Here is a 24,758-nt window from a genome sequence, read left to right on the forward strand (position 1 = left end):
TCAGCTCCCGCGATAGGTGGAATAACCGTAGGGCGAGATCAGCAGCGGCACATGATAATGCGCCGCAATGTCGGCAATGCCGAAACGGATCGGCACGAGATCGAGGAAGGCCGGATGCGGCAGAGGCGTCCCGCTTGCCCTCAGATAATCTCCGGCGTGAAAAAGCAGTTCGTAGGTGCCGGCACGAAAGCTCTCGCCGGTCAGGATTGGCCCGCCATCGACGCGGCCATCGGCATTGGTCTCCACCGTCTTGATAAGGTGGCGAAGCTCCCCCTCGATGTGAAAGAGATCGATCCGCAGCCCTTGGGCCGGTTTGCCGAGAGCCGTGTCGAGAACATGGGTGGTCAGTCCGGTCATGGCGCGGGCTCTCCGATGATGAAGGCGCTGTCGAAGAAGAATTCTTCCAGATTGTTGCCCGGACCGTCACGGTCGACAACGAGAAAGTCGCTCGGCTCGCCGAGCGCCATCAGCGGATGATGCCAGACATTGCGCCGATAATTCACGCCCTGGTCGCCGCCCGCGAGAAAGACCTGCGGACGCCCCGGACGGCCGCCTTCATCTTCGGAAACGACGACGAGGAAGGGTCGGCCCGATATCGGCGAGAAGCTCTGGCTACCGAACGGGTGCCGCTCCATCATGCCGACCTCGTAAGGAAAGCTGCGCGGCTGGCCGCGGAAGAGATTGATGATGACGCGCGCGCCCTCGCCCGCAGCCTCGGGCGCTGCAAGCGCATGGAAACGCTCGGTATTGCCGCCGTTGATATAGCGCATGCTCGTAGGATCGGCTTCGATCACGTCGCCGAAGGGCGCGAAGGCGGATTTTGTTAGAGACTGTATTTCGAGATATTTGGACACGGAATTACTCGCCCTGAACGCGCCAGTGGCGAACATTTTCAAGTTGGGAAACCAGAGCCGGAAGGTCGGTCCTCGCCGTCTGCCAGATGACGGGCAATTCTGCCCGATAATAATCGTGAACGATCAGGTCTCGCATGCCCTTTATCCGGGTCCACGGAATATCCTGATGATCCTGAATAAAGCCGGGGTCGCCAGCCGCAATTCGCGCCGCCGCTTCGCCGACGAGGACCAGCGACATCGTCACTGCCAACTGGGTGCGAATATCATGGAGAAACTGCTCCTGGCTCATGCCCTCTGTCAGGTCGAAGGCCTGCTGCGCGGCCTCCTGCATGCGATCCACATGTTCAAGAAGGCGCTCGCGGCTCATATGGCGGAGGCTTCCGACAGAACACGGTGTTTGATGCGCTCCGGCAATCCACCCGCAGTAACCAGATCCACCTTAACCCCCAGAATATCCTGCAATTCTTCCAGCAGCCCGCCAAGATCGAACAGCGTTGTCCCTGGCAGCGCATCCACGAGAATATCCAGATCGCTGTCCGGCCGATCCTCGCCGCGGGCAACCGAGCCGAACACACGCGGGTTTGCCGCGTTGAAGCGCTTGGTCGCTTCGCGGATCGCCTGCCTGTTCTTCTCCAGCACTTCCGACGGTCTCATCGCGGCATCACTCCTGATGCCGCGAATATAAGGGACGGGACTGAAAGAGGAAAGAACTCAAGCCTTCACTCCGAAGAGCCTGAGGCGCATCGTGCCGCCATCCGGATGCATGGCATAACGCACATGCGTGATCGGGCCGATATCGGCAATCGCGTCGCTGCCATATTCATGGATATGGTCCATCTGCAGCTTGCTGCGCGGCAGGATCGGCTTCCAGTTTTCCGAAGCCGCGATATCGGCCTCAGACAGCGTATCGCCGAGATCGGGCAGATAGGCGCCGAAGAGTTCGCACGTATCGGGGAAATTGCCCTTGAAAAAGGCAGTATCGACGATCACGCGCTTGATCGTGCCGGCATGGCCAAGCCGAATGATCGCCCAGTCGTGACCGGGACCACGGCGGCGCTTGGTTTCCCAGCCGTCGCCCATGTTGAGGCCGCGTCCAGGACCGAGCAGCTTGTCCGGATGGCCATAATGGGCATCCGACCAGGCAAGCGCTTTTGCACCGTTGAAAATATAGGCGAGATCGACTTCCTCGCCGGCGCCGACTTTCGACCAGTCGAAATAGGCCGAGCCATAGACGCGAAGACGCGCCACACCGCCATCCGGATAGATATGCAGGCGAAGATGCGTCCAGATCTTCTGCTTGTCGGCATTTTCGAAGAAATGGTGCGCGCTGGAGCCGAGCGGCGACTTTACCAGGATTTCGGTCCACTGGGTCGCATCATCAGGATCGCCGCTTTCGAGAAAGGCAGCCTCGATCGAGCAATGCGGCGGATAATTGCCGGTGAAATAGCTGGTATCGACATCGAAGCCGAAGATGCGGCCCGGCATGGCGAGCTTCACGATCGCCCAGTCATGGCCGGGGACGCGCTTGCGGCGGCTTTCCCAGCCGTCCATGTACTTGCCGTTATCGTCATAGAGATCCGGATCGAAGCTTGCCGGCACGTCCTGCAGCATGCGCTCCAGCGGCGCGAAGAATTCGTCCGTGGCGTAGAGACCCTTGGCGCCGAGACGGGCCGAGGCAAGATTGATGGCGCCCGTGGCGAAAGCTGGCAGGCTGGTATCGGTCGTATCGGTCATTCAGGTCTCCGGAAGCATGGATGTCAGGCGCAGCAGCGCGATCTTTTCGACCTCGGCTGCAGCAGTCACGAATTCTTCGTCGCTGGTATTGTCGATCCGCTTTTCGAAAGCGGCAAGAATATCGTCCTTGTTCAGCCCCTTCACAGCGATGATGAAGGGAAAACCGAATTTCTGCGTGTAGGAGGAATTAAGGTCGGTAAAACGCGCATGCTCTTCAGGGCTCAACCGGTCGAGCCCGGCACCGGCCTGTTCCTTCTTGCTGTCTTCCGTCAGCTCGCCCGCGACCGCCAGCCGTCCGGCAAGATCGGGATGAGCGCGCAACACACCGAGGCGCTCTTCCCTGCTCGCCGCGCGGAAAATGGCGACGAGCTCCGTATGCACACGATCCACCGTCAGCTTCTCACCGACAAAGCCATCGTCATAGGCCCGCTCGGCGATGAAGGGCGAATGCTCGAAGACGCCACCGAAGCGAGACACAAATTCGTTGCGCGAAATCATCAGATCGTTTCCGGCTTGTGGTTCGCATGCCAGTGCTGCGCAATCTCGATCCGGCGCGGGACCCACACCTTGTCGTGCTTCAGCACATATTCCATGAACCGCTTGAGCGACGCCACGCGTCCCGGCCGGCCGACGAGGCGGCAATGCAGTCCGACCGACATCATCTTCGGGCTGCCCTCCTTGCCTTCCTCGTAGAGCGTATCGAAGGCGTCCTTGAGGTAGGTGAAGAACTGGTCGCCGGAATTGAAGCCCTGCGGCGTGGCAAACCGCATGTCGTTGGTCTCGAGCGTGTAGGGAATGATGAGGAACGGATTTTCATCGGCACTCTTCACCCAATAGGGCAGATCATCGGCGTAAGAATCCGACGAATAAAGGAAGCCGCCCTCCTCCTGCACCAGCCGCAGTGTATTGTCCGAAGGCTTGCCCTGGTACATGCCGTAGGGCCGCTCACCCGTCAGTTCCGTATGCAGGCGCACGGCTTCGAGGATGTGCTTGCGCTCCAGATCCTCCGGGAAATCCTTGTATTCCAGCCAGCGATAGCCGTGGCTGGCAATCTCCCAGCCCGCCTCCTTCATCGCGGCGACCGCTTCCGGATTGCGGGCCATGGCGAGCGTGACGCCATAGACGGTCGCCTGCATCTTGAGATCGGTGAAGAGGCGCCAGAGCCGCCAGAAGCCGGCGCGCGAGCCGTATTCGTAGATCGATTCCATGTTGAGATTGCGCTGGTTCGGCCAGGGCTGCGCGCCGACGATTTCCGACAGCAGGTTCTCCGAAGCCGGATCGCCGTCGAGGATGGAGCTCTCGCCACCCTCTTCGTAATTGATGACGAACTGTACTGCGACGCGTGCCTCGCCCGGCCATTTCGGGTCGGGCGTGTTGCGCCCGTAACCGACGAGATTGCGCGGATAGGTCTCGGATACCATCAAATCACCTTTTGAAAAGACAGGTGAAACGGTAGCATCCGTGACCGGAATGTCGAGGCGTAAAAGTGCGTATTTGGCCTTCGACTTGTCGCGTGTAACTCAGGCGATCTTGCGCGCGCTCACCTTGCCCATCGGATGCAGCGAGTGCACCCGGAACGGGCCACCGGCCCCTTCCTCGATCATCAGCGCGACATTCGAGACCGTTACCGGCTCGGCAAGAACCGGATCGAACATCGCCCGTAGTGCCTGCTCGATGCGCGGCATATCGACCGCGTTCACCGGGCCGGTAACCGGCATATGGAAACGGAACTCGTCCATCACATAGGGGTTGCCCCAGCGATGCAGGTTGGCAAATTGCGCCGCCGAAAGTCCGTCAGGATCACTGCGCTCGATATCCGCCTCGGAGAGTGGCGCACGAAAACGGTCGAACTCCTGAACGATCGCCGAGGAAAGAAAGTGAACCTGATCACAGGGGCGGATCGGTGACAGGCTGTAGAAAGTGCCGAGGCGCGCAACTTCCAGACGCGGAATCTGGAAGGGTGACAACGTCCCGCAAAAGCGCATGAGGTCGCGCAGGAGTTGCGGTTCGGAGACCTCGCACGAAAGGTGGAAAGGGGCTTTCAGCACGCCGTGGAATCCATAGCGACGCGGCACCGCCGTATGAAAGGCGATCTCGTGGATGCCAAGCCCGCGGATTGCCGGCGGTTCGACCATCTCGCCTGAAAATACGTTGCGGCCAAGCCAACTGGCCGCCACATGCGAGAGCGGATCGCTCGCTGATGGCGTGAAGCAAATGGCATAGCGCATGCGATTTCCTCCATCTGACTGAGGTAGGCGCGGACCAATTCCCGCGCCATCGATGCGCAAGCAGATAGGTGATTTGCATGACAGAATAACGAAGCGGAGCGCCTTCTAATTCACGTTTAACGTGAAGAGACCGCGATGTGGTTTGAAATTGCAAAGCTTTCCGGCAATAAAAAATCTGTATTTACATCGCTTGCAATGCATATCGCCGCTTCCGCCAGCCGATGTGCGAGCCCGAAACTGACCTTGAAACCGCCGGTCAGGGCGATGAGATTTTGATTCTCCGGATGCGCGCCGACCATCGGATCGCGGTCGATCGCCTTGGGGCGCAATCCGGCCCAGCGCTCGATAACGGGCGCATCGCGCAAGCCGGGAACCATGTCGCGGGCGGCTTCGATCAGCGCATCGAGCTGCTCGTCGGTGGAAAAGGGATCGGCAAAGCTGTTCTCGCTGGTGCTGCCGACGGCCACATGCCCACCCTCATGGGCAACGACATAGAGCCCGTCGCGAAATATCGTGGGCAAGCCGGGGTCGACATCAGCGACAAGCAGTGCCGCCTGTCCCTTGACGGCCTGCCCGAGAGGTTTCTGCAACCCCGATGTCAGCGACTCCAGTAACGGAAAGGACCGATATCCGGCGGCAAGGATTGCACGGCCGAAGGCGAGACTTTTGCCGCCTATGGATACCGTTCCCCGCGCCGGATCAAGCGACGTCATCTCGGTACTTTCGAGTATGCGAACATGCCGTGCCGTGCGCAGAAACGCCGCCAGTGCCGCGACCAGCGAGCGCGGTGCGACGCGGGCTGCGAGCGTGTCATGCACGAAACCGCTTTCGCCTGCAGCCGGATCGATCCAGCCGTCACCCGGTGGCCAATCGAGCACATGCCAGTGAAAGCACCGCTCTCCCGCTCTCCAATGTGCCTTTGCATCTTCGGAATGGCCGAGCGCGATCTGGCGCAAATGCGCCTTCGGCAGCGGGATCAACCGGCCAGAGCGCCGGTATCCGGCCGAAAGCCCGGTCGCCGCTTCGATATCGCCAATGTCGGCTTCCAACGACACCAGCGCATCGAACTGGAACTGTTTCTTTTCCGACCAGCGGTCCGGCATATGCGGCATCAGCGCGCCGAGCAGCCCGCCGCTTGCCCCGCCGCCGAGACGCCCGGCATCGACAAGCAGCGTTTTCATGCCGCGGCGCTCGGCATGCACGGCCGCCCACAGGCCCATGATGCCGCCGCCGATGATAATGACATCGATCGATGATTGACCCGAGGCCGGGGCAGGACTATCGGCTTTTTCCATGACAGACATCAATCCGGATCAGATCGGCGCGGGCAAGCCGCAGCCTCTCGAATGGCGCGACGGCGATATGCCCTATTCGACCGCCTTTGGCGACCATTTTTATTGCCAGACGGACGGGCGGCTGGAATGCGGCCATGTCTTCCTGTCGGGAAACGGCCTACCTGAACGGTGGAGCGGCCGCTCGGCCTTTCTCATCGGCGAACTCGGCTTCGGCACGGGGCTGAATGTCTCGGAAACCTGGCGCCAATGGAAACTTCACCGCCTGCCCGGACAGCATCTGCATTTCATGTCCTTCGAGCTCTATCCGATGCGCCGCGAGGAAATCGACCGAGCGCTTGCCCACTGGCCCGAGATCGATGCCGAGCGCCAGGCGCTGGCCGCCCTCTGGCCGGAGAGTCCCGAAGGCATTGTCTCACTCGCCCTGGACGAGCAGACGAAGCTCAGCGTCGTCTGCGGCCAGGCCTTCGACGGCGTTTCTCGGGCTGCCGCCGAATTCGATGCCTGGTATCTCGATGGCTTCGCTCCGTCGCGCAACGGCGACATGTGGTCGGCAGAGTTGATGCGCCTCGTCTGCGAAAAGACCGTTCCGGGCGGAAGCTTTGCGACTTATGCCGCAGCCGGCTTCGTGCGCCGCAACCTCGCGGCGGCCGGATTCACTGTCGAACGGCGCCAAGGGTTCGCAGGAAAGCGGGAAATGCTCTGCGGCACAAAGCCTCAATAACCGGAACGGCCGGGCTTCAATTCGCCGCCAAGCCATTGGCGGATCTTGTCTTCCAGGAGTTCCGGGCTGATCGGCTTCGACATGTAGTCGTCCATGCCGGCATCGAGGCAGAGTTCCCTGTCGCTTTCCAGCGCATGCGCCGTGACACCGATAACAGGCACGCGATGGCCCTGCCCCTGCTCCTTCTCGCGGATCAGCATGGTTGCCTGATGGCCGTTCATGACGGGCATTGAGACATCCATCATGATCAAGCGTGGCGTATGCCGCTCCCATGCCTCCACGGCCTCTTCGCCATTATTGACGACGAGGAAGGAAAGCCCGGTACCTTGCAGGATCTGCGTGAAGACGATCTGGTTGACCTCGTTGTCTTCGGCCACGAGCACGTCGACGAATTCGGCAGCCCGTTTTTGCGGAACAGGCGCAGGTGCCGGCGGCGGTACCTCCGCCTCTTTCTGCAGCCGCGTGATCTCGGCCTCGGAAGCCTGTTTGACACGGCTTGCCCGCACCACCTCGACGACCGTATTGCGCAGCAAGTTGGCGCGCGCCGGTTTCATCAGATGCGCATGGCCGTTCAGCGCCGCAAACTCCTTCTCGGTGCCCGAAATATCCATCGAGGTCAGGAAGATGATCGGCAGCTCCGCGAAACGGCTGTCAGCGCGAAGACGGCGGGCGACCTCGGCGCCGTTCATGTCGGGCATATGATAGTCGAGCACGACGGCATCGACCTTGATGCCGAGATCGGCAGCAGCCTCCAGAATGGCAAAACCGGTGGCGCCGCCTTCCGCGGCAACGCCGTCGAAGCCCCAGAGGCCCAGCTGTTCAGTCAGGATACGGCGATTGACCTCGTTGTCATCGATGACGAGGATACGCGCACCCTGCACATTGATCGGCAGCGGTTTCGGCTCGATCCGGGCGGCAGCGACCGCAAAGGGCAGCCTGACGGTGAAGACCGAACCCCTGCCCCATTCGCTTTCGACATTGATATAGCCGCCGAAGAGGTCGACGAGACCCGCCGTGATCGCAAGACCGAGGCCCGTGCCCTCATGCCGCCGGGTCGATGAGGAATCGACCTGAGAGAACTTGTCGAAGACCGACTCCACCTTCTCGGGCGGAATGCCGATGCCGGTATCCTCGATGCGGATGCTGGTCATGATCTCGTCGCCGCCGGAAGCCTCGAAACCGATATCGACGAAGACATGGCCGCGCTCGGTGAATTTCACGGCATTGCCGACGAGATTGGTGACGATCTGGCGGAAGCGGCCAGCGTCGCCGATGACGGCAGCCGGCAGATCCGGTGCTGCCCGAACCAGAAGCTCGATATCCTTTTCCGCCGCAGGCGAAGACAGCAGCGTCGCCACGTCCTCGACGGCCTCGACGAGATCGAAGGCGGCCTTGCGCAGCTTCATCTGGCCCGCATCGATCTTCGAAAAATCGAGGATGTCGTTGATGATCGTCAAGAGCGCATTGCCCGATTTGACGATGATATCGACAAAGGTCTTCTGGCGGGTATCGAGATTGGTCTTGGCGAGCAGTTCCGCCATGCCGAGCACACCGTTCATCGGGGTGCGGATCTCATGGCTCATGTTGGCGAGGAACTCGGACTTGGCGCGGTCGGCAGCCTCGGCGCGCGACAGAAGCTCAGTCAGATCCTCTTCGCGCTGCTTGAGTTCGGTCACGTCGGTAAACAGCGCCACCCAATGCTGCCGTTCGCTGATGGTGGCTTCCATATTCACCCAGCGCTCGCCGCCGACATGGAAGACGGTCGAGATCGGCTGGCGCGCGGCAATGTTGGCGCGCCACTCCTCGAGCGTTTCGACTGCATTGTCGTGGAAATCGCCACGATTGGCACAGAACTGGAAAAGGTCGATCCATTCCCTTCCCGCCTCGGTCAGCTCGGCCGGGATGCGCAGTACTTCGGCAAGCCCGTCATTGGAAAGCTTGATCACGCCGTCCCGAACGATCGCGAGCCCCTGCGACATGGCATGCGTCGCGTCACGCATCATCTCGCCGAGGCTTTCCAGTGCGGCGCGCGCCTCGTGGATTTCCTGCTCGCGCTCGCGCACGGCGGAAATATCGGAATAGGTCAGCAGGATGCGGTTTGAGGAAATGCGCCTGGAGTCGAAGATGACGGACTTGCCGGCAGCCCAATCGAGCTGGATCGGCTCGGGGTTTTCATCTTCGAAAAGCCCCTTGCGGAACGAATAGATTTCGTCCGGCGTCTGCGTATCGCCGTAGCGGCCGAGCTCGTAATTGCGCTTGACGACATCGATGAACGGCCGCCCATCGAAACGGTCGTCGAGCGGCAGTTCCCAGATGCTATAGAACTCATCATTGACGTAGAGAATGGTGTGATCATTGTCGAGGATCAGCACGCCGACCGGAAGCGAGCGCAGGATGCTCTCGATTTCCTGATGTAGGATTTCCTCTTGCTGGCGCGCGTCTATCAGTTCCTTCTCACGCGCTTTCAGCGGCGTGATATCGGAGAAGGAACCGACGACATAACGCTTGCCGTCAGGCGTGACGACCCGGTTGACGCGGGAGATCACCTGGAAGATTTCGCCGTCCGTATTCGGCAGATAGCTCTCGACCTCGATCAGCACGCCGTTTTCGAGCGCGAGGAGGTTTTCCCGATAGATCGCCTCACCAGCCGCCGGTCCGAACATGTCGTGCTCGGTCAGGCCCAGCGCCCTGGAACGGGCATGACCGGTGAAGGTCTCGTAATACTGGTTGGCATAGACCAGCCGATGGTCTTCGTCGCGCACGAAAGCCGCGACCGGAAGATCCTCCATGATGGTGCGCAAGAGGTCGCGCTCACGCACGCTTTCGTGCCAGGAGGCTTCACCTGCCGGCACGGTAGTGGCGCCCTCGGGCGCAAACTGGCTGCCCTCAGGCGCATACCTGCTGCCCTCGGGCGCATACCTGCTGCCGCCGCGGTAGGCGGCATTGACGACCAGCGGACGGCCGTCTTTGGCAAAGATGCCGATCGGGTGATCGAGATTTTCAAGCGCCTCGCGGATATGGCCAAGATCGGTCGCCATCGTATCGGCGACCTCGGGAATGGCACGTCGCGGTTCGCGTATATCGAAGATGCCTAGCACGTAAGCCCGGTCCTGCGAGGGCGAAAAACTCTCGATCAGCACGCGCTCATGGCTGAGGCCGGCGGCATCAAAGGAGATGGCGCTCTCTTCGGTACCGAACACAAGCGCACGACGTTCGCGATCCTCGCGCTCCTCTTCTTCCGGTCGGTCGAACAATTCGCGGCTGCGCCGCCCGATGAAATCGGAAATCTCGCGGCCGAAGAAGCGGGCATAGGCCTCGTTGACGGCGACATAGCGGAGTTCGCTGTTTTTGACATAGGCCGGGGTATCCAGATCAGCGATCCGGCGGCAGGCCAGTTCCAAGAGTTCCCCGGTAAAGTTCAAAAAATCTTCACTCCCGCAATGAACGAAATATCCCCCACAACAACTATAACGCCAAGGCTTTTAACAAGCTGTTAACCATAAAATTCCACTGACAAAAATTCCAAGCCGGCTCATGAAGTTGATGAATCAGACTGACAACAAAGGCTTGCACGAAACTGAAATGGCTTGAAGATTCACGGGGAAACCCGGCCGGACATGGCGAACGCGCCATCCGACGACGGCCGAGCATGGAGAAAATTTAATCCCGGCACGGCTTGCGCAACCATCAGCGCGCCGCGATCGCAGCAGATTCTGGCAATGGCTTCAATGACGAGCCTACCACGAAAGGGATTCGACATGTCCGTTCTTCATAAGACAATGGCGGCGGGCCTGGTTGCACTGACATTTGCAGGCGCCTCGCTGGCAACGGCCGATACCGCAAGCGCTCACTCCGGCGATGCCTTCTGGGGCGGTGTTGCCGGCGGTGTCGTCGGCGGTCTCGTGGGTGGAGCAATCGCCTCTGGTCCGGCCTATCCGGCACCTTACGCCTACTATCCCCGCCCCTATGCTTATTATCCCGCCTACCCTGCCTATTACGGCCCGCGCTACTGCCATCCGGAATGGCGCTATGATCGCTGGGGCCAGCCCTATCGCATCGAAATCTGCAGACGCTGAGGGCTTTCCAGGCATCGCTTGACCTCTCGCCTTCATCGGGCCATGCATCGCATGACCCGAGGGGAGATTGCGCCGATGCCCGAACCACTGAAGAACCTTCTGCATCCAGCGCTCGTACGCGCGATGGCGGACATCATCTCGGCAAATGCGCCCTCCTTCGACCGCGACCGCTTCACCGCACTCGCAACGGATGGCATCGAATCGCTGGAGCTCATGGAGCGCGCCACACTGATCCGCGACGCGCTGTTTGCGACCCTGCCCGAAAGCTTCCCCGAGGCGGCAGCCATTCTCGGCGCAAGCCTGCCGGCCGCCGGCAAGGCCGGGCTGACAGGCTGGATGCTCCTGCCCGTCAACCAGTTCATCGCCGCGCGCGGCCTTGGGCATTTCGATATCGCGCTTGATCTTCTCAAAGCGCTGACGCGGCATTTCACGGCGGAGTTCGGCATCCGTCCGTTCATCCATCAGGACCAGGATCGCGCGCTGGCGACGATCATCCGCTGGGTCGACGACGCCAACCACCATGTCCGCAGGCTCGCGAGCGAGGGCACACGCCCGCGCCTGCCCTGGGCGATGCGCCTGCCGCAATTGATCAAGGACCCCTCGCCGATAATCCCGATCCTTTCCGCGCTGATGGACGATCCCGAAGACTATGTCCGCCGCTCCGTCGCAAACAGCCTGAACGACATCGCCAAGGATCATCCCGATCTCGTCGCGGCCTTTATCGCCGAGCATATCGAGGGCGCCTCGGCCGAGCGCCGCTGGCTACTGAAACACGCCTCCCGCACGCTGCTGAAGAAGGGCCATGCTCAGGCGCTTGCCAATTTCGGCTTCGGCGCGGCTGCCGCTCTGGAATGCGAATTGCGGCTGCCAAATCCATCGGTGCTTTTCGGAGAAGGCGTGGATTTCGAAATCCGCCTGCGCAATGCCGGCGATATCGCGCAATCGCTGATGATCGACTATGCCATCCATCACGTGAAGGCGGACGGCTCGCTCTCGCCGAAGGTCTTCAAATGGAAAACGGTCACGCTGGCTGCAGGCCAAGACCATGCCCTGCAGCGCCGACACGCCATGCGGCCGATCACCACGCGGCGCTATTATCCCGGCCAACATCGCATCGTCATTCTCATCAATGGTGCCGAAACGGCCTCGGGTCATTTCGTCCTCTCCATGCCCTGAGGCACCGAATGGCGGCGCATGCTCTTGACTTCCGGCGGGAAATAGACCACATGCACCGCAGCTTTCACCTTCCGGCCGCCGCGTGAGCGTGCCACTGCAACAGATGCTGAAGAAGGATAGAGCGCATTCGACAATGCCGCGACCCAAGAGCGGCAAGACGCGCAGGAAGCTTTTTCCAACTTACAAGTTCCCATTTCACGCGGGGTTCTTGACGCCAGATTGACACCGGACCGCAATGTCGCGATCCGGCGTTTATGTTTGGCGCGCCCTAAAAGGTTATGACTTGACCAATTTTGAATCGCTCGGTGTCTCCAAGCCGGTCGTCGCCACCCTGTTTCAGCTCGGGATCGAAACGCCGACGCCCATTCAGGAACAGGCTATCCCCCTTCTCATCCAGGGCCGCGACCTGATCGGCCTTGCCCAGACCGGCACCGGCAAGACCGCTGCCTTCGGCCTGCCGCTCATCGAGCGCCTGCTCAAGGAAGAAAAGCGTCCCGACAACCGCTCCGTTCGCACGCTCATCCTGGCCCCGACCCGCGAACTGGTTAACCAGATCGCCGACAACCTCCGGAAATTCATCCGCAAGTCGCCGCTGCGCATCAATGTCGTCGTCGGCGGCGTCTCCATCAACAAGCAGCAGCTGCAGCTCGAGAAGGGCACCGACATTCTCGTCGCCACGCCCGGCCGCCTGCTCGACCTCTGCAACCGCAACGCCATCACGCTGACGGCCGTGCGCTACCTCGTGCTCGATGAAGCCGACCAGATGCTCGACCTCGGCTTCGTGCATGACTTGCGCAAGATCGCCAAGATGGTACCGAAGCGCCGCCAGACCATGCTCTTCTCGGCCACCATGCCGAAGGCGATTGCCGATCTCGCCGGCGATTACCTGACCGATCCGGTCAAGGTCGAAGTGACGCCTCCGGGCAAGGCTGCCGACAAGGTCGAGCAGTATGTTCACTTCGTCCCAGGCAAGAACGACAAGACGGTTCTGCTCAAGAAGACGCTGACCGAAAACCCCGATGGCCGCTCCATCGTCTTCCTGCGCACCAAGCATGGCGCCGAAAAGCTCGCCAAGCATCTGGAGCAGGTCGGCTATTCCGTTGCCTCCATTCACGGCAACAAGAGCCAGGGCCAGCGCGAGCGTGCGCTCAAGGGCTTCCGCGACGGCGCCATCAAGACGCTGATCGCCACCGACGTCGCCGCCCGCGGCATCGATATCCCGGCCGTCAGCCACGTCTTCAACTACGACCTGCCGGAAGTGCCTGACGCCTACGTGCATCGCATCGGCCGCACGGCGCGCGCCGGCCGCGACGGCATTGCCATTGCCTTCTGCGCCCCCGATGAGGCTCGCCTGCTGCGCGACATCGAAAAGCTGATGGGCATCGACATCACCGTTGCCAGCGGCGAACCGCCGGCTGACCTGCGTGCTGCACCCCGCAGCAACAATCGCGGTCGTGGCGGCCAAGGCCAGCAGCGTGGCCAGGGCGGTCGCGGTGAAGGCCGTGGTGAAGGTGGACAGCGTGGCGAACGCCGTGAAGGCGGCCGCAGCGAAACCCGCAATGGCAGCGGCCGTCCCGCCGGCCATGGCGACCGCCGTCCGCGCCATGAAGGCGATGTCTCGGAAGTGCGTGGCGGTGAAGAACGTCGCGCTCGCCCCCAGCGCAACAACCGCAACCAGGACTTCCGCGGCCAGCGCCGTAACGAGCAGGCACCGGATCTCGGCCCGGACAATGATCTGGCCTCGACCTCGGATTTCCGCCCGGCTCGCAATCAGCAGCAGCGCCCGGCCCAGACGGAAGCGACCGGCCATCACCGGGGCAACAAGCAGCACGTCCATGGCCGCCCGCCGCGCAACCACGGCGACCAGCAGCCGCAGGGCGAACAGCGCCGTGACGGCAATGGCGGTCTCCGCCGCAAGGGCCGCAATGGTGGTGGCCCGCGCCGCGAACGCGCTTAAGCCAATGATATCAGGAAGGGCCGGAGTGATCCGGCCCTTTTCTTTTGACCGCCTCGGTCACAGGCGCGGGCAGAGTTTGGTCCGTCGCCCGGGCATGAAATGATCACCTGCCCATCTTTTGTGCGCCAAGTCAGGATTGCCAAAAGCACACCTCGCACCAACTGCCGATAAATGCCCAGTTTTTGACCCGTTTTTGCATTGCAGAAGATTTTATGAATCTTCCATGCGAACTGTGCATGGTTCTTGCATTGCCTATTGCGTTGTATTCAAATGAACAAAAAAGGGGAGCCACACCTTTGGCATTTGATGAAATGATCACCGGAGACGAAAGTCCCCGAGCGCCATATGACAAATACTTTGAGTGGTACAACAGCCAAGACCGGGCACACCTGATTTCAAAGTCCCGCGACGCTGAAAACATCTTCCGCAAAACCGGCATCACCTTCGCGGTTTACGGCCACGCCGACAGTTCCGAAAAACTCATCCCCTTCGATATCATCCCGCGCATCATCTCGGCCCGCGAATGGCGCAAGCTCGCCCAGGGCATCGAGCAGCGGGTGATCGCGCTGAACGCCTTCCTCGACGATATCTATCATAAGCAGGAAATCATCCGCGCCGGCCGCATTCCGCGCGAACTGATTGAGAAGAACGTTGCCTTCCTGCCCGAGATGATCGGCTTCCGGCCGCCGGGCGGCGTCTACACCCATATCGTCGGCACGGATATCGTACGAACCGGCGAAGACCAGTTCTATGTGCTGGAGGATAATGCCCGCACACCCTCCGGCGTCAGCTACATGCTGGAAAACCGGGAAACCATGATGCAGATGTTCCCGGAACTCTTCCATGAGAACAAGGTGCAGCGCGTCGAGGACTACCCCTATCTCCTGCGCCAGAGCCTCGCTTCGCTCGCCCCTCCCGGCTGCAAGGGCAAGCCGCGTGTCGCCGTTTTGACCCCCGGCATCTACAACTCCGCTTACTACGAACATTCCTTCCTTGCCGACACGATGGGTGTCGAGCTGGTCGAAGGCTCTGATCTGCGCGTCATCGACGGCAAGGTGAAGATGCGCACGACGCGCGGTTACGAGGCGATCGACGTGCTCTATCGCCGGGTCGACGACGACTTCCTCGATCCCCTCACCTTCCGCCCGGAATCGGCCCTCGGCATTCCCGGCATCATGGATGTCTACCGCTCCGGCAATATCACCATCGCCAATGCGCCCGGCACCGGCATTTCAGATGACAAGGCGATCTATTCCTACATGCCGGAGATCGTCGAGTTCTATACCGGCCGCAAGCCGATCCTCGAGAACGTGCCGACCTGGCGCTGTTCGGAAGCCGGCAGCCTGAAATATGTGCTGGAGCATCTGGAGGAACTGGTGGTCAAGGAAGTGCATGGCTCCGGCGGCTACGGCATGCTCGTCGGCCCGACCGCTTCCAAGAAGGAACGCGCCGATTTCGCCGAGAAGCTGAAGGCCAAGCCCAGCAATTACATCGCCCAGCCCACGCTTTCTCTGTCCACCGTTCCGATCCTCGTCAACAAGGGCATCGCACCCCGCCATGTCGACCTGCGCCCCTATGTGCTGGTCTCCGACAAGGTGCAGATCATTCCGGGCGGGCTCACCCGCGTGGCGCTGAAGCAAGGCTCGCTGGTGGTCAATTCCAGCCAGGGCGGCGGCACCAAAGACACCTGGGTATTGGAGGACTGATGCTCGGAAGAACTGCAAACGGGCTCTACTGGATGTTCCGGTATATCGAGCGCGCCGAAAATATCGCACGTCTTGTCGATGCCGGCCTGCGCATGTCACTGACGCGCAGCGACGCCGGTGATGACAATTGGGACGGCGTGCTGCAAAGCGCCGGCGTGCGCGAACTCTACGACGAGAGCCATTCGAAGCTGACCGGTCCTGATGTCATCGACTACATGTTGCGCGACCGCCAGAACGCGTCGAGCGTCATGTCCTGCATCGATTTCGGCCGCAACAACGCCCGCATGGTGCGCACCGCGCTGACGCGCGAAACCTGGGAAGCAACCAACGAATGCTGGATCGATCTCAAGGAGCTTCTGTCGAAAAAGCTGAAGCCGGCGGAACTGCCCGAGGTCATCGATGTCATCAAGCATCGCGCCGGCCTCATCCGCGGCGCCTTCCATGGTTCGATGCTGCGCAACGAACTCTATAATTTCGCCCGCATCGGCACCTTCATCGAGCGCGCGGACAATACGAGCCGCATCCTCGACGTGAAATATTACGTCCTGCTGCCGTCGATCTCGCAGGTCGGTTCTTCGGTCGACAACGTTCAGTGGGAGTCGATCCTGCGTTCGGTCTCTGCCCACCGCTCCTACAGCTGGGCCTATGACGGCGAATACCGGGCCATGAACATCGCCGACTTCCTGATCCTGAACGGTCAGATGCCGCGTTCGCTTGCCTATTGCTACGAGAAGATCGTCAGCAACCTCGGCTATATCGCCAAGGACTACGGCGAGCGGCTTGCAGCGCACGATACGGCGGATGCCATTCGCGCCACGCTGCAGACCCTGAAGATCAAGGATGTCATGGATCAGGGCCTGCATGAGTTCCTCGAAGATTTCGTCTCGCGCAACAACAAGCTCGGCAACGAAATCTCCGATGGCTACCGGTTCTATGTTTAAGCGGGTCAGATCATGAGACTGAAGATCAGCCACCTCACCGAATACCGCTACGACGAACCGGCGCAGTTTTCGCTGCAGCGGCTGCGCCTGACGCCGCCGAATGCCGTCGGCCAGACCGTGCTCAACTGGTCGCTGCATGTCGAGGGCGCCAAGCCGGAAGTCGAGTATGACGACCAGTTCGGCAATCACGTGAACCTCGTCTCGCTGGAAGGCGAACAGCAGGTGACGCGCATCGTCGCCGAAGGCGAGATCGAGACTGAAGACCGCAACGGCGTCACCGGCCCCCATACCGGCTTCTGCCCGCTCTGGCTCTTCCTGCGCGAAACGCCGCTGACGAAGAGCGGCAAGCTGGTGAAGGAATTGATCAAGGGCGTGACAGGTGAGAACGATCTTGCCCGCATGCATGCGCTGATGACGGCAATCCACGAGGCGGTGGAATACAAGCCCGGCACCAGCAGTACGGAGACCACGGCCGAACAGGCACTGGAGAAGAAGAGCGGCGTCTGCCAGGACCATGCCCATATTTTCGTTGCCTCCGCCCGCGCACTGGAGATCCCGGCGCGTTATGTCTCCGGCTACCTGATGATGGAAGAAAAGGTCGATCAGGCCGCCACTCATGCCTGGGGCGAGGCGCATATTCCCGGCCTCGGCTGGGTCGGCTTCGACCCTGCCAACAAGATCTGCCCGGATGACCGCTATGTTCGCATGGCCTCCGGCCTCTGCTACCGCGATGCCGCGCCCGTATCGGGCATGCGCATAGGCACGCCGGGCGAGAAGCTCTCGGTCACGGTAAAGGTCGAAAATGGCGACCAGATGCAGAGCCAAAGCCAGAGCTGACAAAAGCAGGCGAAGTTGCCATGGCGATTATGCGCGTTCAAACACGCAATAATTGCTGTTGCAACCAATTCTCTACTTCAAACTAACCCGATATTAAAGCCGCAGACGGAAGCTGTGCGCTGTGAGCTCGCATTTGTGGGCACCGGCGCAAAGCGCGCCGGCCAGTTTTGAGATTTCAGTAGGTTGTTTTATGTCTCTTCTTCTTATCGATGACAGCAAATCCAGCCTGCTTGCCCTTGAAACCGCCGTCCGCCGCTTTGCCGGCTGCGCGATCGAAAGCTTCACCAATCCGCTGGAAGCACTCGAGCGCACGACGCACGTCGAATTCGATCTTGTCCTGGTCGACTATATGATGCCCGAACTCAACGGCGTCGCCGTAATCCGCCGCCTGCGCAGCCAGCGCGGCTATGAGACCGTGCCCATCGTGATGATCACCTCGCAGACGGAACGCGCCGTGCGGCTGGAAGCGCTCGAGGCCGGTGCCACGGACTTCCTCGCAAAACCCTTCGATCCGCTGGAGCTCGAAGCCCGCATCCTGAACCTTCTCGCCCTGCGCAGCGCCCAGCTTGCCCTCGTCGATCGTGCCCGCTCGCTTGATCAGGCCGTCCGCCGCGCCACCGAACGGGCCGATATCCGCGAACAGGAAATCGTCTGGTGCCTGGCGCAAGCCATGGCCTCGCGTGACGGCAATACCGGCGATCACATCGAGCGTGTCGCCAACATTGCCGAACTGATTGCCGAAGGCCTCGGCATGGACCGTATCCAGCGCCGCAACATCTATCTCGCTGCCCCCCTGCACGATATCGGCAAGATCGGCATTCCCGACGCCATCCTGCAGAAGCCAGGCAAGCTGGAGCCGGATGAGATCGAAAAGATGCGCGAGCATGTGCCGATCGGCGTTTCGATCCTGCGCAATAGTTCCGCCGAGCTTTCGCGCGTTGCTACCGCCATCATCGGCGGGCATCACGAAAAATGGGACGGCACCGGCTACCCGCAGGGCTTTGCGGGCGAAGAGATACCGATCGAGGCCCGTATCGTCGCCGTTGCCGACGTCTTCGATGCACTCTGCTCCGAACGCCCCTACAAGCGGGCATGGCCGATCGACGAAGCCTTCCGGGAAATCATCGCCTGCAGCGGTACGCATTTCGATCCGGCTTGCGTGGCGGCTTTCCGCCGCAAATGGCCGGAGATCCGTCTGCTCTTCGATCAGTTTGAGATGGAAGAAGACCGCCTGCGCTCCAGCGGTTGACATCCGATCGGGTTCCGCGACGCTTTCCCCGCAGGTCGGCGATCCGGTACCGGCAGCCAATTGCCGAAATCCTCCGTATGAGCCTATGGTGCAGTCATGTCTCGCATGAACCTTCATTTTCTTGATGCACGCGGCGCGCTCTCGGACCTGCGGGATTGGCTGGACGACCGGCTGTCCGACGCATTCGATAAGGGGAGCGCTTTACTGCGCATAGAGCCCGTCGATGTCGTGGTGAAAGCCGGAGCCCGCGTACTTCCTGAAAAAGGTCATGTTGGATATGCGCCGGAGCCCGGCTTGATCTATGTCACGGTCGACCCCGCCAACCCGGTTCTTGCTGCAAACGCTGACGCATCCCTGGAGCGGATGTTTGTGCATGAGCTGCATCACGCCGCCCGATGGGATGGACCCGGATACGGAAATTCACTGGGGGAAGCATTGGTCTCTGAAGGCCTGGCGGGGCATTTTGCGCAGGAAATCTATGGCGGCCCGCTTGAGCCCTGGGAAAGACTGCCGAGGGATGAAATCCGCAAATATGTGACGCATGCGGCTGGGGAGTGGGACAGCCGCAGCTATGACCATGAGGCCTGGTTCTTCGGCACTGCCGATTTCCCTGGCCAGCTGGGATATTCGATGGGTTTCCAGCTCGTCGCTGATCACCTGATGCGAACGGGCCAAAGATCATCTGCTCTGGTTCACGAGGCAGCATCGGCATTCAGACCTTCTCTGGATCAAATCTAGAATTCGCTCCGCCCGGCGTTTCAGCCAACACAGGTGACATTTTCGGGATAATTGGTTTGGCGAAACTATAGACGAGGGAGAGGCTATGTCGCTTAGCGAGCAGCAATTCATGGAGTCTGTCCGCCGCAACCCGATAAACGCCGAATTGTTGACCCGGTTGCGCACCCTGGGGGTTCCCGAGGCCATTCTGACTGCCGGCTGCCTCGTGCAGACGGTCTGGAACCTGAAATCGGGTTATGATCCGCAGTACGGGATAAAGGACTACGACGTCTTCTACTTCGATGACGCCGACCTGTCATGGGAGGCCGAAGACCTCGTTATTCGCAACGTGCAGAAGGCGGTCGACGATCTGCCCGTCAAGGTGGAGGTCAGGAACCAGGCTCGGGTCCATCTCTGGTATAGGGACAAGTTTGGAGCCGAATACCCAAAGCTACAAAAGGCGGAGGATGGCATCGACCGTTATCTCACCCTTTGCACAAGGGTCGGCATCCGCCTTCATGACGGCAGCCTTTATGCGCCTGACGGCCTGGATGACATGTGGAACGGCATCCTGCGCCTGAACCCTGCCAATCCTCAGCGTGGCCTATTTCTGGATAAATGCGCACAGTACGTGCAGCGATGGCCCTGGCTGACGATTATCGATGATCAGATCGGGGGGTGCGATCCGCAGCCACATTGACGGTTCGCATTTTCCGCGTTCCGTCTTCTTTGCGGAACTCGGAACCTTCAAGACGAAAGCGTCGGCCCTGACCTTCCCGCAAATTTCTGTCGCGAAACACCACGAGGGGCGGAATTTCGCGACAGAAGTATTTCACGATAGCGGGGTTCTCACCCCGCCTTTCCATCGGCCTATGTCTGGAGGACGGGCCTGTTAGTGGCTATCCTTGCCGACTGCACTTCCGCGACATCCCTTCAGGAAGTCGAGGTCGGCGCCGGTATCTGCACCTTCGACATGCTGCTGATGCAGGAAGGCGTAACCCGAGGTCGGCAGGTCATGGTTCGGCTGCCATTCGGCCAGACGCTTCGCCAGTTCCTCTTCGGAAATGTCGAGATGCAGGCGGCGGTTCGGCACGTCGAGCTCGATCATGTCGCCGTTGCGGACGACGGCGAGCGGGCCGCCGACGGCAGCTTCCGGCGAGGTATGCAGAACGACGGTGCCGTAGGCCGTACCGGACATGCGGGCATCGGAGATGCGCACCATGTCGGTGATGCCCTTCTTGAGCACCTTCGGCGGCAGACCCATGTTGCCGACTTCGGCCATGCCCGGATAGCCCTTCGGACCACAGTTCTTCATGACCATGACGCAGTTCTCGTCGATATCGAGATTGTCATCGTTGATCTTGGCCTTGTAGTCGTCGATGTCTTCGAAGACGACCGCACGGCCCTTGTGCACCATCAGATGCGGCGAAGCGGCGGACGGCTTCAGAACAGCGCCCTTCGGCGCCAGATTGCCGCGCACCACGACGATGCCGCCGGATTGCGTCAATGCCTTTTCAGCCGGCAGGATGACGTCTTCGTTCCAGTTGACGACATCCTTGACTTCGTCCCAGACGGTCTCGCCCGAAACCGTCACTGCATCCTTGTGCAGGAGGCCGGCTTCGCCGAGGCGCTTCAGGACGACGGGCAGGCCGCCGGCATAGAAGAACTCTTCCATCAGGTACTTGCCCGACGGCATCAGGTTGACGATCGTCGGCACGTCGCGACCACAGCGGTCCCAGTCGTCGAGCGTCAGATCGACGCCGACACGGCCGGCCATGGCGAGCAGGTGGATGACGGCATTGGTCGAACCGCCGATGGCCGCATTGGTGCGGATGGCGTTTTCGAAGGCCTGCTTCGTCATGATGTCGGAAGGCTTCAGGTCGTCCTTGACCATCTGCACGATACGGCGGCCGGTCAGCTGCGCCATCACCTTGCGGCGGGAATCGACGCCCGGGATTGCGGCATTGCCTGACAGTGCCATGCCGAGCGCTTCAGCCATGGACGCCATGGTGGAAGCGGTACCCATTGTGTTGCACGTGCCCGACGAGCGGCTCATCGAAGCTTCAGCCTCGAGGAATTCGGCCTGCGTCATCTCGCCGGCCTTCACCATTTCGGAGAACTTCCACAGATGCGTGCCCGAACCGACTCGCTCGCCGCGGAAATAGCCGTTCAGCATCGGACCGCCGGTAACGACGATCGACGGCAGGTCTACGGAGGCAGCACCCATCAGGAGCGAAGGCGTGGTCTTGTCGCAGCCGACGAGCAGCACACAGCCGTCCATCGGCTGGCCGCGGATCGCTTCTTCGACAGCGAGCGCCGCGAGGTTGCGATACATCATCGCAGTCGGACGGAAGGTGTTTTCAGAGGCCGAGAAAACGGGCACTTCAAGCGGGAAACCACCGGCTTCCCAGACACCGGCCTTCACCTTTTCGGCGAGCTCGCGCAGGTGGCCGTTGCACGGCGTCATGTCCGACCAGGTATTGAGGATACCGATGACCGGGCGGCCGTCGAACAGGTCGTGCGGGTAACCCTGGTTTTTCAGCCAGCCGCGGTGGTAGATCACGTCGCGGCTCGTGCCGCCGTACCATTCCTGCGAGCGCAACTTGCGCGGCCATTCTGCTTTCTTCTTCATAATTTCTGTCCCTCAGGATATCCCCTGACCGCCTCGTACGATCAGGGTTATCGCGCTTTGTCTTAGGCCAGCGTATAGGCGGTTTTGACGGTTGTGTAGAATTCGGCGGCGTACTTGCCCTGCTCGCGCGGGCCGTAGGACGAGCCCTTGCGGCCGCCGAAGGGAACGTGGAAGTCGACGCCGGCGGTCGGCAGGTTCACCATCACCATGCCAGCCTCGGAGTTGCGCTTGAAATGCGTCGCATGCTTGAGGCTGGTCGTGGCAATGCCGGCAGACAGGCCGAATGGCGTGTCGTTGGCGGTCGCGAGTGCCTCTTCGTAATCCTTCACGCGAATGACGGAAACGACAGGTCCGAAGATCTCTTCGCGCGAGATGCGCATCTGGTTCGTCGCTTCGGTAAAGAGAGTCGGCTGAAGGTAGAAGCCGGGTGTGTCGCGCGAGATGAGCTCGCCGCCGAAGGCGAGCTTGGCGCCCTCTTCCCTGCCGATCTTGATATAATCGGTATCGGTCTGGAGCTGGCGGGCATCGACGACGGGGCCGATATGGGTGCCGGGCTTCATGGCATTGTCGACGACGACGGTCTTCAGCTTTTCCGTGAGCGCCGCAACGAACTTGTCGTGAATGCCTTCGGTGACGATCAGGCGCGACGAAGCGGTGCAGCGCTGGCCCGTGGAGAAGAAGCCGGAATTGGCGGCGGCCTCGACGGCAACGGTGAGATCAGCATCGTCGAGCACGACCATCGGGTTCTTGCCGCCCATTTCCAGCTGGAACTTGCGGTTATGCTCGATGGAGGAAGTGGCGACGCGTTTGCCCGTACCGGTCGAACCGGTAAAGGTGATGCCGGCAATGTCAGGGCTGTCGAGCATGGCCTGGCCAACGACCGAGCCCTTGCCCATGACGAGGTTCAGAACGCCCTTCGGCAGGCCTGCGCGATGCAGGATGTCGGCAATCGCCCACGAACAGCCGGGGACGAGATCGGCCGGCTTGAAGACGACGGTGTTGCCGTAGCAGAGCGCCGGCGCGATCTTCCAGGCCGGAATGGCGATCGGGAAATTCCAGGGCGTGATAATACCGATGACACCGAGCGGCTCGCGGGTGATCTCGACGCCAATGTTCGGGCGCACCGAGGGAACGACCTCGCCCGCAAGGCGCAGCGCTTCGCCAGCGAAGAATTCGAAGATCTGCGACGCGCGGATCGTTTCGCCGATCGCTTCGGGAAGCGTCTTGCCTTCCTCGCGGGCGAGAAGAGCGCCAAGCTCGTCCTTGCGCGCCATGATCTCGTCGCCGGCCTTCTTCAGGATGACGTGGCGCTCCCAGATGCCGGAACGCGACCAGGCCGGAAAGGCAGCCTTCGCGGCAGCGATGGCAGCCTTCGCATCCTCGGCGCTCGCCTGAGCGTAGAGACCGACGACTTCGTTCGTGTCGGACGGGTTGATGTTCTCGGCGGCATTCGTGCCGGTCCATTCGCCGGCAATAAGATTCTGATGGACGGTCATGGCCTTGGAGCCTCCTCTATGTCAAATGACCGGCGGCTTTCGCGGCGGCCGGCCCCTTGAGATCACAGTTGAAATCAGAGCTGCTTGACGGCGATCTCTTCTTCGGCGGCAACCTTCAGCGGATTGCGCAGCGGCAGGCCGAATTCGGCAACCTCGATTTCAAAGACATCGCCCTCTTCCGCCTTGATGCCATCGGCAAAGGAAAGCGTCGCCGTACCGAACATATGTACATGCACATCACCCGGCACGCGGAAGAGGCCATATTTGAAATGGTGATATTCCAGATTGGCGAAAGTGTGCGACATGTTCGCTTCGCCCGACAGGAACGGCTTTTCGAAGATGACCTTGTCGCCGCGCTTGATGCGTGACGTCCCGCGGATATCCTCGGGAGCTACGCCGATCCGGATTTCCGGACCGAAGCTTGCCGGGCGCAGCTTGGAATGGGCGAGGAAGAGATAGTTGATCCGCTCGGTGACGTGATCGGAAAATTCGTTCGACAGCGCAAAGCCGATACGGAACGGAGTGCCGTCCTTGGCGATCACGTAGATACCGGCCATTTCAGGCTCTTCGCCGCCGTCGAGCGCGAAGGACGGCGAGACGAGCGGAGCGCCCGGAGCAGCGGCGCCATAGCCATTGCCCTTGTAGAACCATTCGGGCTGCACGCCCTTCTGGCCGGCCGCCGGCTTTCCGCCTTCGAGACCCATCCTGAACATCTTCATGGAGTCGGTCAGCGTTTCCTCTGCCGCTTCCGTGGTCTTCTTGTGCATGGAATCGCGCGTTGCGGCCGAACCCAGATGCGTCAGGCCCGTGCCGGTCAGGTGCAGGTGTGCTGCATCCGGATGCGTGATCGGCGGCAGGAAACGGCCTTCGGCATAGGCCTTTTCAAGATCGACGGCGTCGCCATATCCATGCGCCTCGATAACGGAGACGAGCGACTTGCCGCCATCTGCGGCTTCCATCGCCAGAGCGTAGACGCTCGTAGCACCCTTGACGGTCTTGGCGGCGGCACCCGGCTCGCGCGCGGCGACGATGATCTCTCCGTTGGAGCCTTTGATCTGCGAAATAAGCACGGTCCTGATCCTTTTCGTTCGGCGACGGCAAAGCTACGCCGCTCCGGCTCCCCGAGGAGCCGGAATTCG

The 24,758-nt window shown here is 60.9% G+C and carries 23 protein-coding genes; 10 read left to right on the plus strand and 13 right to left on the minus strand.

The annotated features are described in order from the left end of the window. From uraH to FHT93_RS09470, 9 genes are all read right to left on the minus strand, one after another. On the minus strand, positions 1-357 hold the full coding sequence (gene uraH, locus FHT93_RS09430; RefSeq protein WP_112972135.1) for a hydroxyisourate hydrolase: 357 nt from the start codon (positions 355-357) through the stop codon (positions 1-3). Beyond that, on the minus strand, positions 354-890 hold the full coding sequence (locus FHT93_RS09435) for an ureidoglycolate lyase (protein WP_183847592.1): 537 nt from the start codon (positions 888-890) through the stop codon (positions 354-356). The genes uraH and FHT93_RS09435 overlap by 4 nt, the downstream gene beginning before the upstream one ends. Continuing rightward, entirely contained in the window at positions 859-1,221 is a 363-nt protein-coding gene (locus tag FHT93_RS09440; RefSeq protein ID WP_112543456.1) for a HepT-like ribonuclease domain-containing protein, read from the minus strand. Before FHT93_RS09440 ends, FHT93_RS09435 begins: the two co-directional genes overlap by 32 nt. Further along, positions 1,218-1,508 (minus strand): nucleotidyltransferase family protein, encoded by a 291-nt coding sequence (locus FHT93_RS09445; protein WP_112543455.1) that lies wholly within the window; start codon positions 1,506-1,508, stop codon positions 1,218-1,220. The genes FHT93_RS09440 and FHT93_RS09445 overlap by 4 nt, the downstream gene beginning before the upstream one ends. Before the next feature lie 57 nt (positions 1,509-1,565). Then, positions 1,566-2,588 carry an allantoicase gene (gene alc / locus FHT93_RS09450; protein ID WP_113016943.1) on the minus strand — a complete coding sequence of 341 codons (1,023 nt, stop codon included), beginning with the start codon at positions 2,586-2,588 and terminating at the stop codon, positions 1,566-1,568. Beyond that, entirely contained in the window at positions 2,589-3,086 is a 498-nt protein-coding gene (gene uraD, locus FHT93_RS09455) for a 2-oxo-4-hydroxy-4-carboxy-5-ureidoimidazoline decarboxylase (protein ID WP_113016942.1), read from the minus strand. Beyond that, positions 3,086-4,009 carry an allantoinase PuuE gene (puuE, locus tag FHT93_RS09460; protein ID WP_112972129.1) on the minus strand — a complete coding sequence of 308 codons (924 nt, stop codon included), beginning with the start codon at positions 4,007-4,009 and terminating at the stop codon, positions 3,086-3,088. Before puuE ends, uraD begins: the two co-directional genes overlap by 1 nt. Before the next feature lie 99 nt (positions 4,010-4,108). Next, the gene (locus tag FHT93_RS09465; RefSeq protein ID WP_113016941.1) at positions 4,109-4,816 is read right to left on the minus strand and encodes a DUF1045 domain-containing protein; all 708 of its coding nucleotides are present in this window, start codon (positions 4,814-4,816) and stop codon (positions 4,109-4,111) included. A gap of 116 nt (positions 4,817-4,932) precedes the next feature. Beyond that, positions 4,933-6,111: an FAD-dependent oxidoreductase gene (locus tag FHT93_RS09470; protein ID WP_113016940.1), complete on the minus strand. Its 1,179-nt coding sequence runs from the start codon at positions 6,109-6,111 to the stop codon at positions 4,933-4,935. On the opposite strand from FHT93_RS09470, the gene mnmD reads away from it, so the two are divergent. Continuing rightward, the gene (gene mnmD / locus FHT93_RS09475; protein ID WP_018114780.1) at positions 6,110-6,832 is read left to right on the plus strand and encodes a tRNA (5-methylaminomethyl-2-thiouridine)(34)-methyltransferase MnmD; all 723 of its coding nucleotides are present in this window, start codon (positions 6,110-6,112) and stop codon (positions 6,830-6,832) included. The genes FHT93_RS09470 and mnmD overlap by 2 nt on opposite strands. Here mnmD and FHT93_RS09480 read toward each other — a convergent pair. Continuing rightward, positions 6,826-10,254, minus strand: coding sequence for a response regulator (locus tag FHT93_RS09480; protein ID WP_049800900.1), 3,429 nt, complete (start codon positions 10,252-10,254; stop codon positions 6,826-6,828). The two genes, mnmD and FHT93_RS09480, sit on opposite strands and share 7 nt — an antisense overlap. Before the next feature lie 336 nt (positions 10,255-10,590). Here FHT93_RS09480 and FHT93_RS09485 point away from each other — a divergent pair, with 336 nt between their 5' ends. The 9 genes from FHT93_RS09485 (at position 10,591) to FHT93_RS09525 (ending at position 20,191) form a co-directional block, all read left to right on the plus strand. Continuing rightward, entirely contained in the window at positions 10,591-10,908 is a 318-nt protein-coding gene (locus FHT93_RS09485; RefSeq protein WP_018114782.1) for a hypothetical protein, read from the plus strand. A 75-nt stretch (positions 10,909-10,983) separates the two neighbouring features. Beyond that, complete coding sequence (locus FHT93_RS09490) at positions 10,984-12,084, plus strand: DNA alkylation repair protein (protein ID WP_183847213.1); 1,101 nt, start codon at positions 10,984-10,986, stop codon at positions 12,082-12,084. Between the two features lie 235 nt (positions 12,085-12,319). Continuing rightward, complete coding sequence (locus FHT93_RS09495; protein ID WP_183847215.1) at positions 12,320-14,041, plus strand: DEAD/DEAH box helicase; 1,722 nt, start codon at positions 12,320-12,322, stop codon at positions 14,039-14,041. A 296-nt stretch (positions 14,042-14,337) separates the two neighbouring features. Continuing rightward, entirely contained in the window at positions 14,338-15,747 is a 1,410-nt protein-coding gene (locus FHT93_RS09500; protein WP_018114785.1) for a circularly permuted type 2 ATP-grasp protein, read from the plus strand. After that, the gene (locus FHT93_RS09505; RefSeq protein WP_018114786.1) at positions 15,747-16,688 is read left to right on the plus strand and encodes an alpha-E domain-containing protein; all 942 of its coding nucleotides are present in this window, start codon (positions 15,747-15,749) and stop codon (positions 16,686-16,688) included. The genes FHT93_RS09500 and FHT93_RS09505 overlap by 1 nt, the downstream gene beginning before the upstream one ends. A gap of 12 nt (positions 16,689-16,700) precedes the next feature. Beyond that, the gene (locus FHT93_RS09510; protein ID WP_183847217.1) at positions 16,701-17,525 is read left to right on the plus strand and encodes a transglutaminase family protein; all 825 of its coding nucleotides are present in this window, start codon (positions 16,701-16,703) and stop codon (positions 17,523-17,525) included. Positions 17,526-17,715: 190 nt separating this feature from the next. Then, a complete protein-coding gene (locus FHT93_RS09515; protein ID WP_183847219.1) occupies positions 17,716-18,774 on the plus strand; it encodes an HD domain-containing phosphohydrolase in 1,059 nt (352 codons plus the stop codon). A 96-nt stretch (positions 18,775-18,870) separates the two neighbouring features. Next, a complete protein-coding gene (locus tag FHT93_RS09520) occupies positions 18,871-19,512 on the plus strand; it encodes a DUF2268 domain-containing putative Zn-dependent protease (RefSeq protein WP_112972118.1) in 642 nt (213 codons plus the stop codon). Between the two features lie 85 nt (positions 19,513-19,597). After that, entirely contained in the window at positions 19,598-20,191 is a 594-nt protein-coding gene (locus tag FHT93_RS09525; RefSeq protein ID WP_113016937.1) for a nucleotidyltransferase family protein, read from the plus strand. A 192-nt stretch (positions 20,192-20,383) separates the two neighbouring features. Here the strand turns inward: FHT93_RS09525 and araD are convergent, their stop codons facing one another. The 3 genes from araD to araD1 all read right to left on the minus strand — a co-directional run bounded on the left by araD (position 20,384) and on the right by araD1 (position 24,689). Beyond that, positions 20,384-22,123: an L-arabinonate dehydratase gene (gene araD, locus FHT93_RS09530; protein ID WP_112543442.1), complete on the minus strand. Its 1,740-nt coding sequence runs from the start codon at positions 22,121-22,123 to the stop codon at positions 20,384-20,386. Between the two features lie 62 nt (positions 22,124-22,185). Further along, positions 22,186-23,619, minus strand: a complete 1,434-nt coding sequence (locus FHT93_RS09535) for an aldehyde dehydrogenase family protein (protein WP_018114305.1) — start codon at positions 23,617-23,619, stop codon at positions 22,186-22,188. Positions 23,620-23,693: 74 nt separating this feature from the next. Then, on the minus strand, positions 23,694-24,689 hold the full coding sequence (gene araD1 / locus FHT93_RS09540) for an AraD1 family protein (RefSeq protein WP_113117960.1): 996 nt from the start codon (positions 24,687-24,689) through the stop codon (positions 23,694-23,696). Positions 24,690-24,758: the final 69 nt, after the last annotated feature.

It is taken from the genome of Rhizobium sp. BK379 (assembly GCF_014193955.1).
In the GTDB taxonomy this organism is placed as follows: domain Bacteria; phylum Pseudomonadota; class Alphaproteobacteria; order Rhizobiales; family Rhizobiaceae; genus Rhizobium.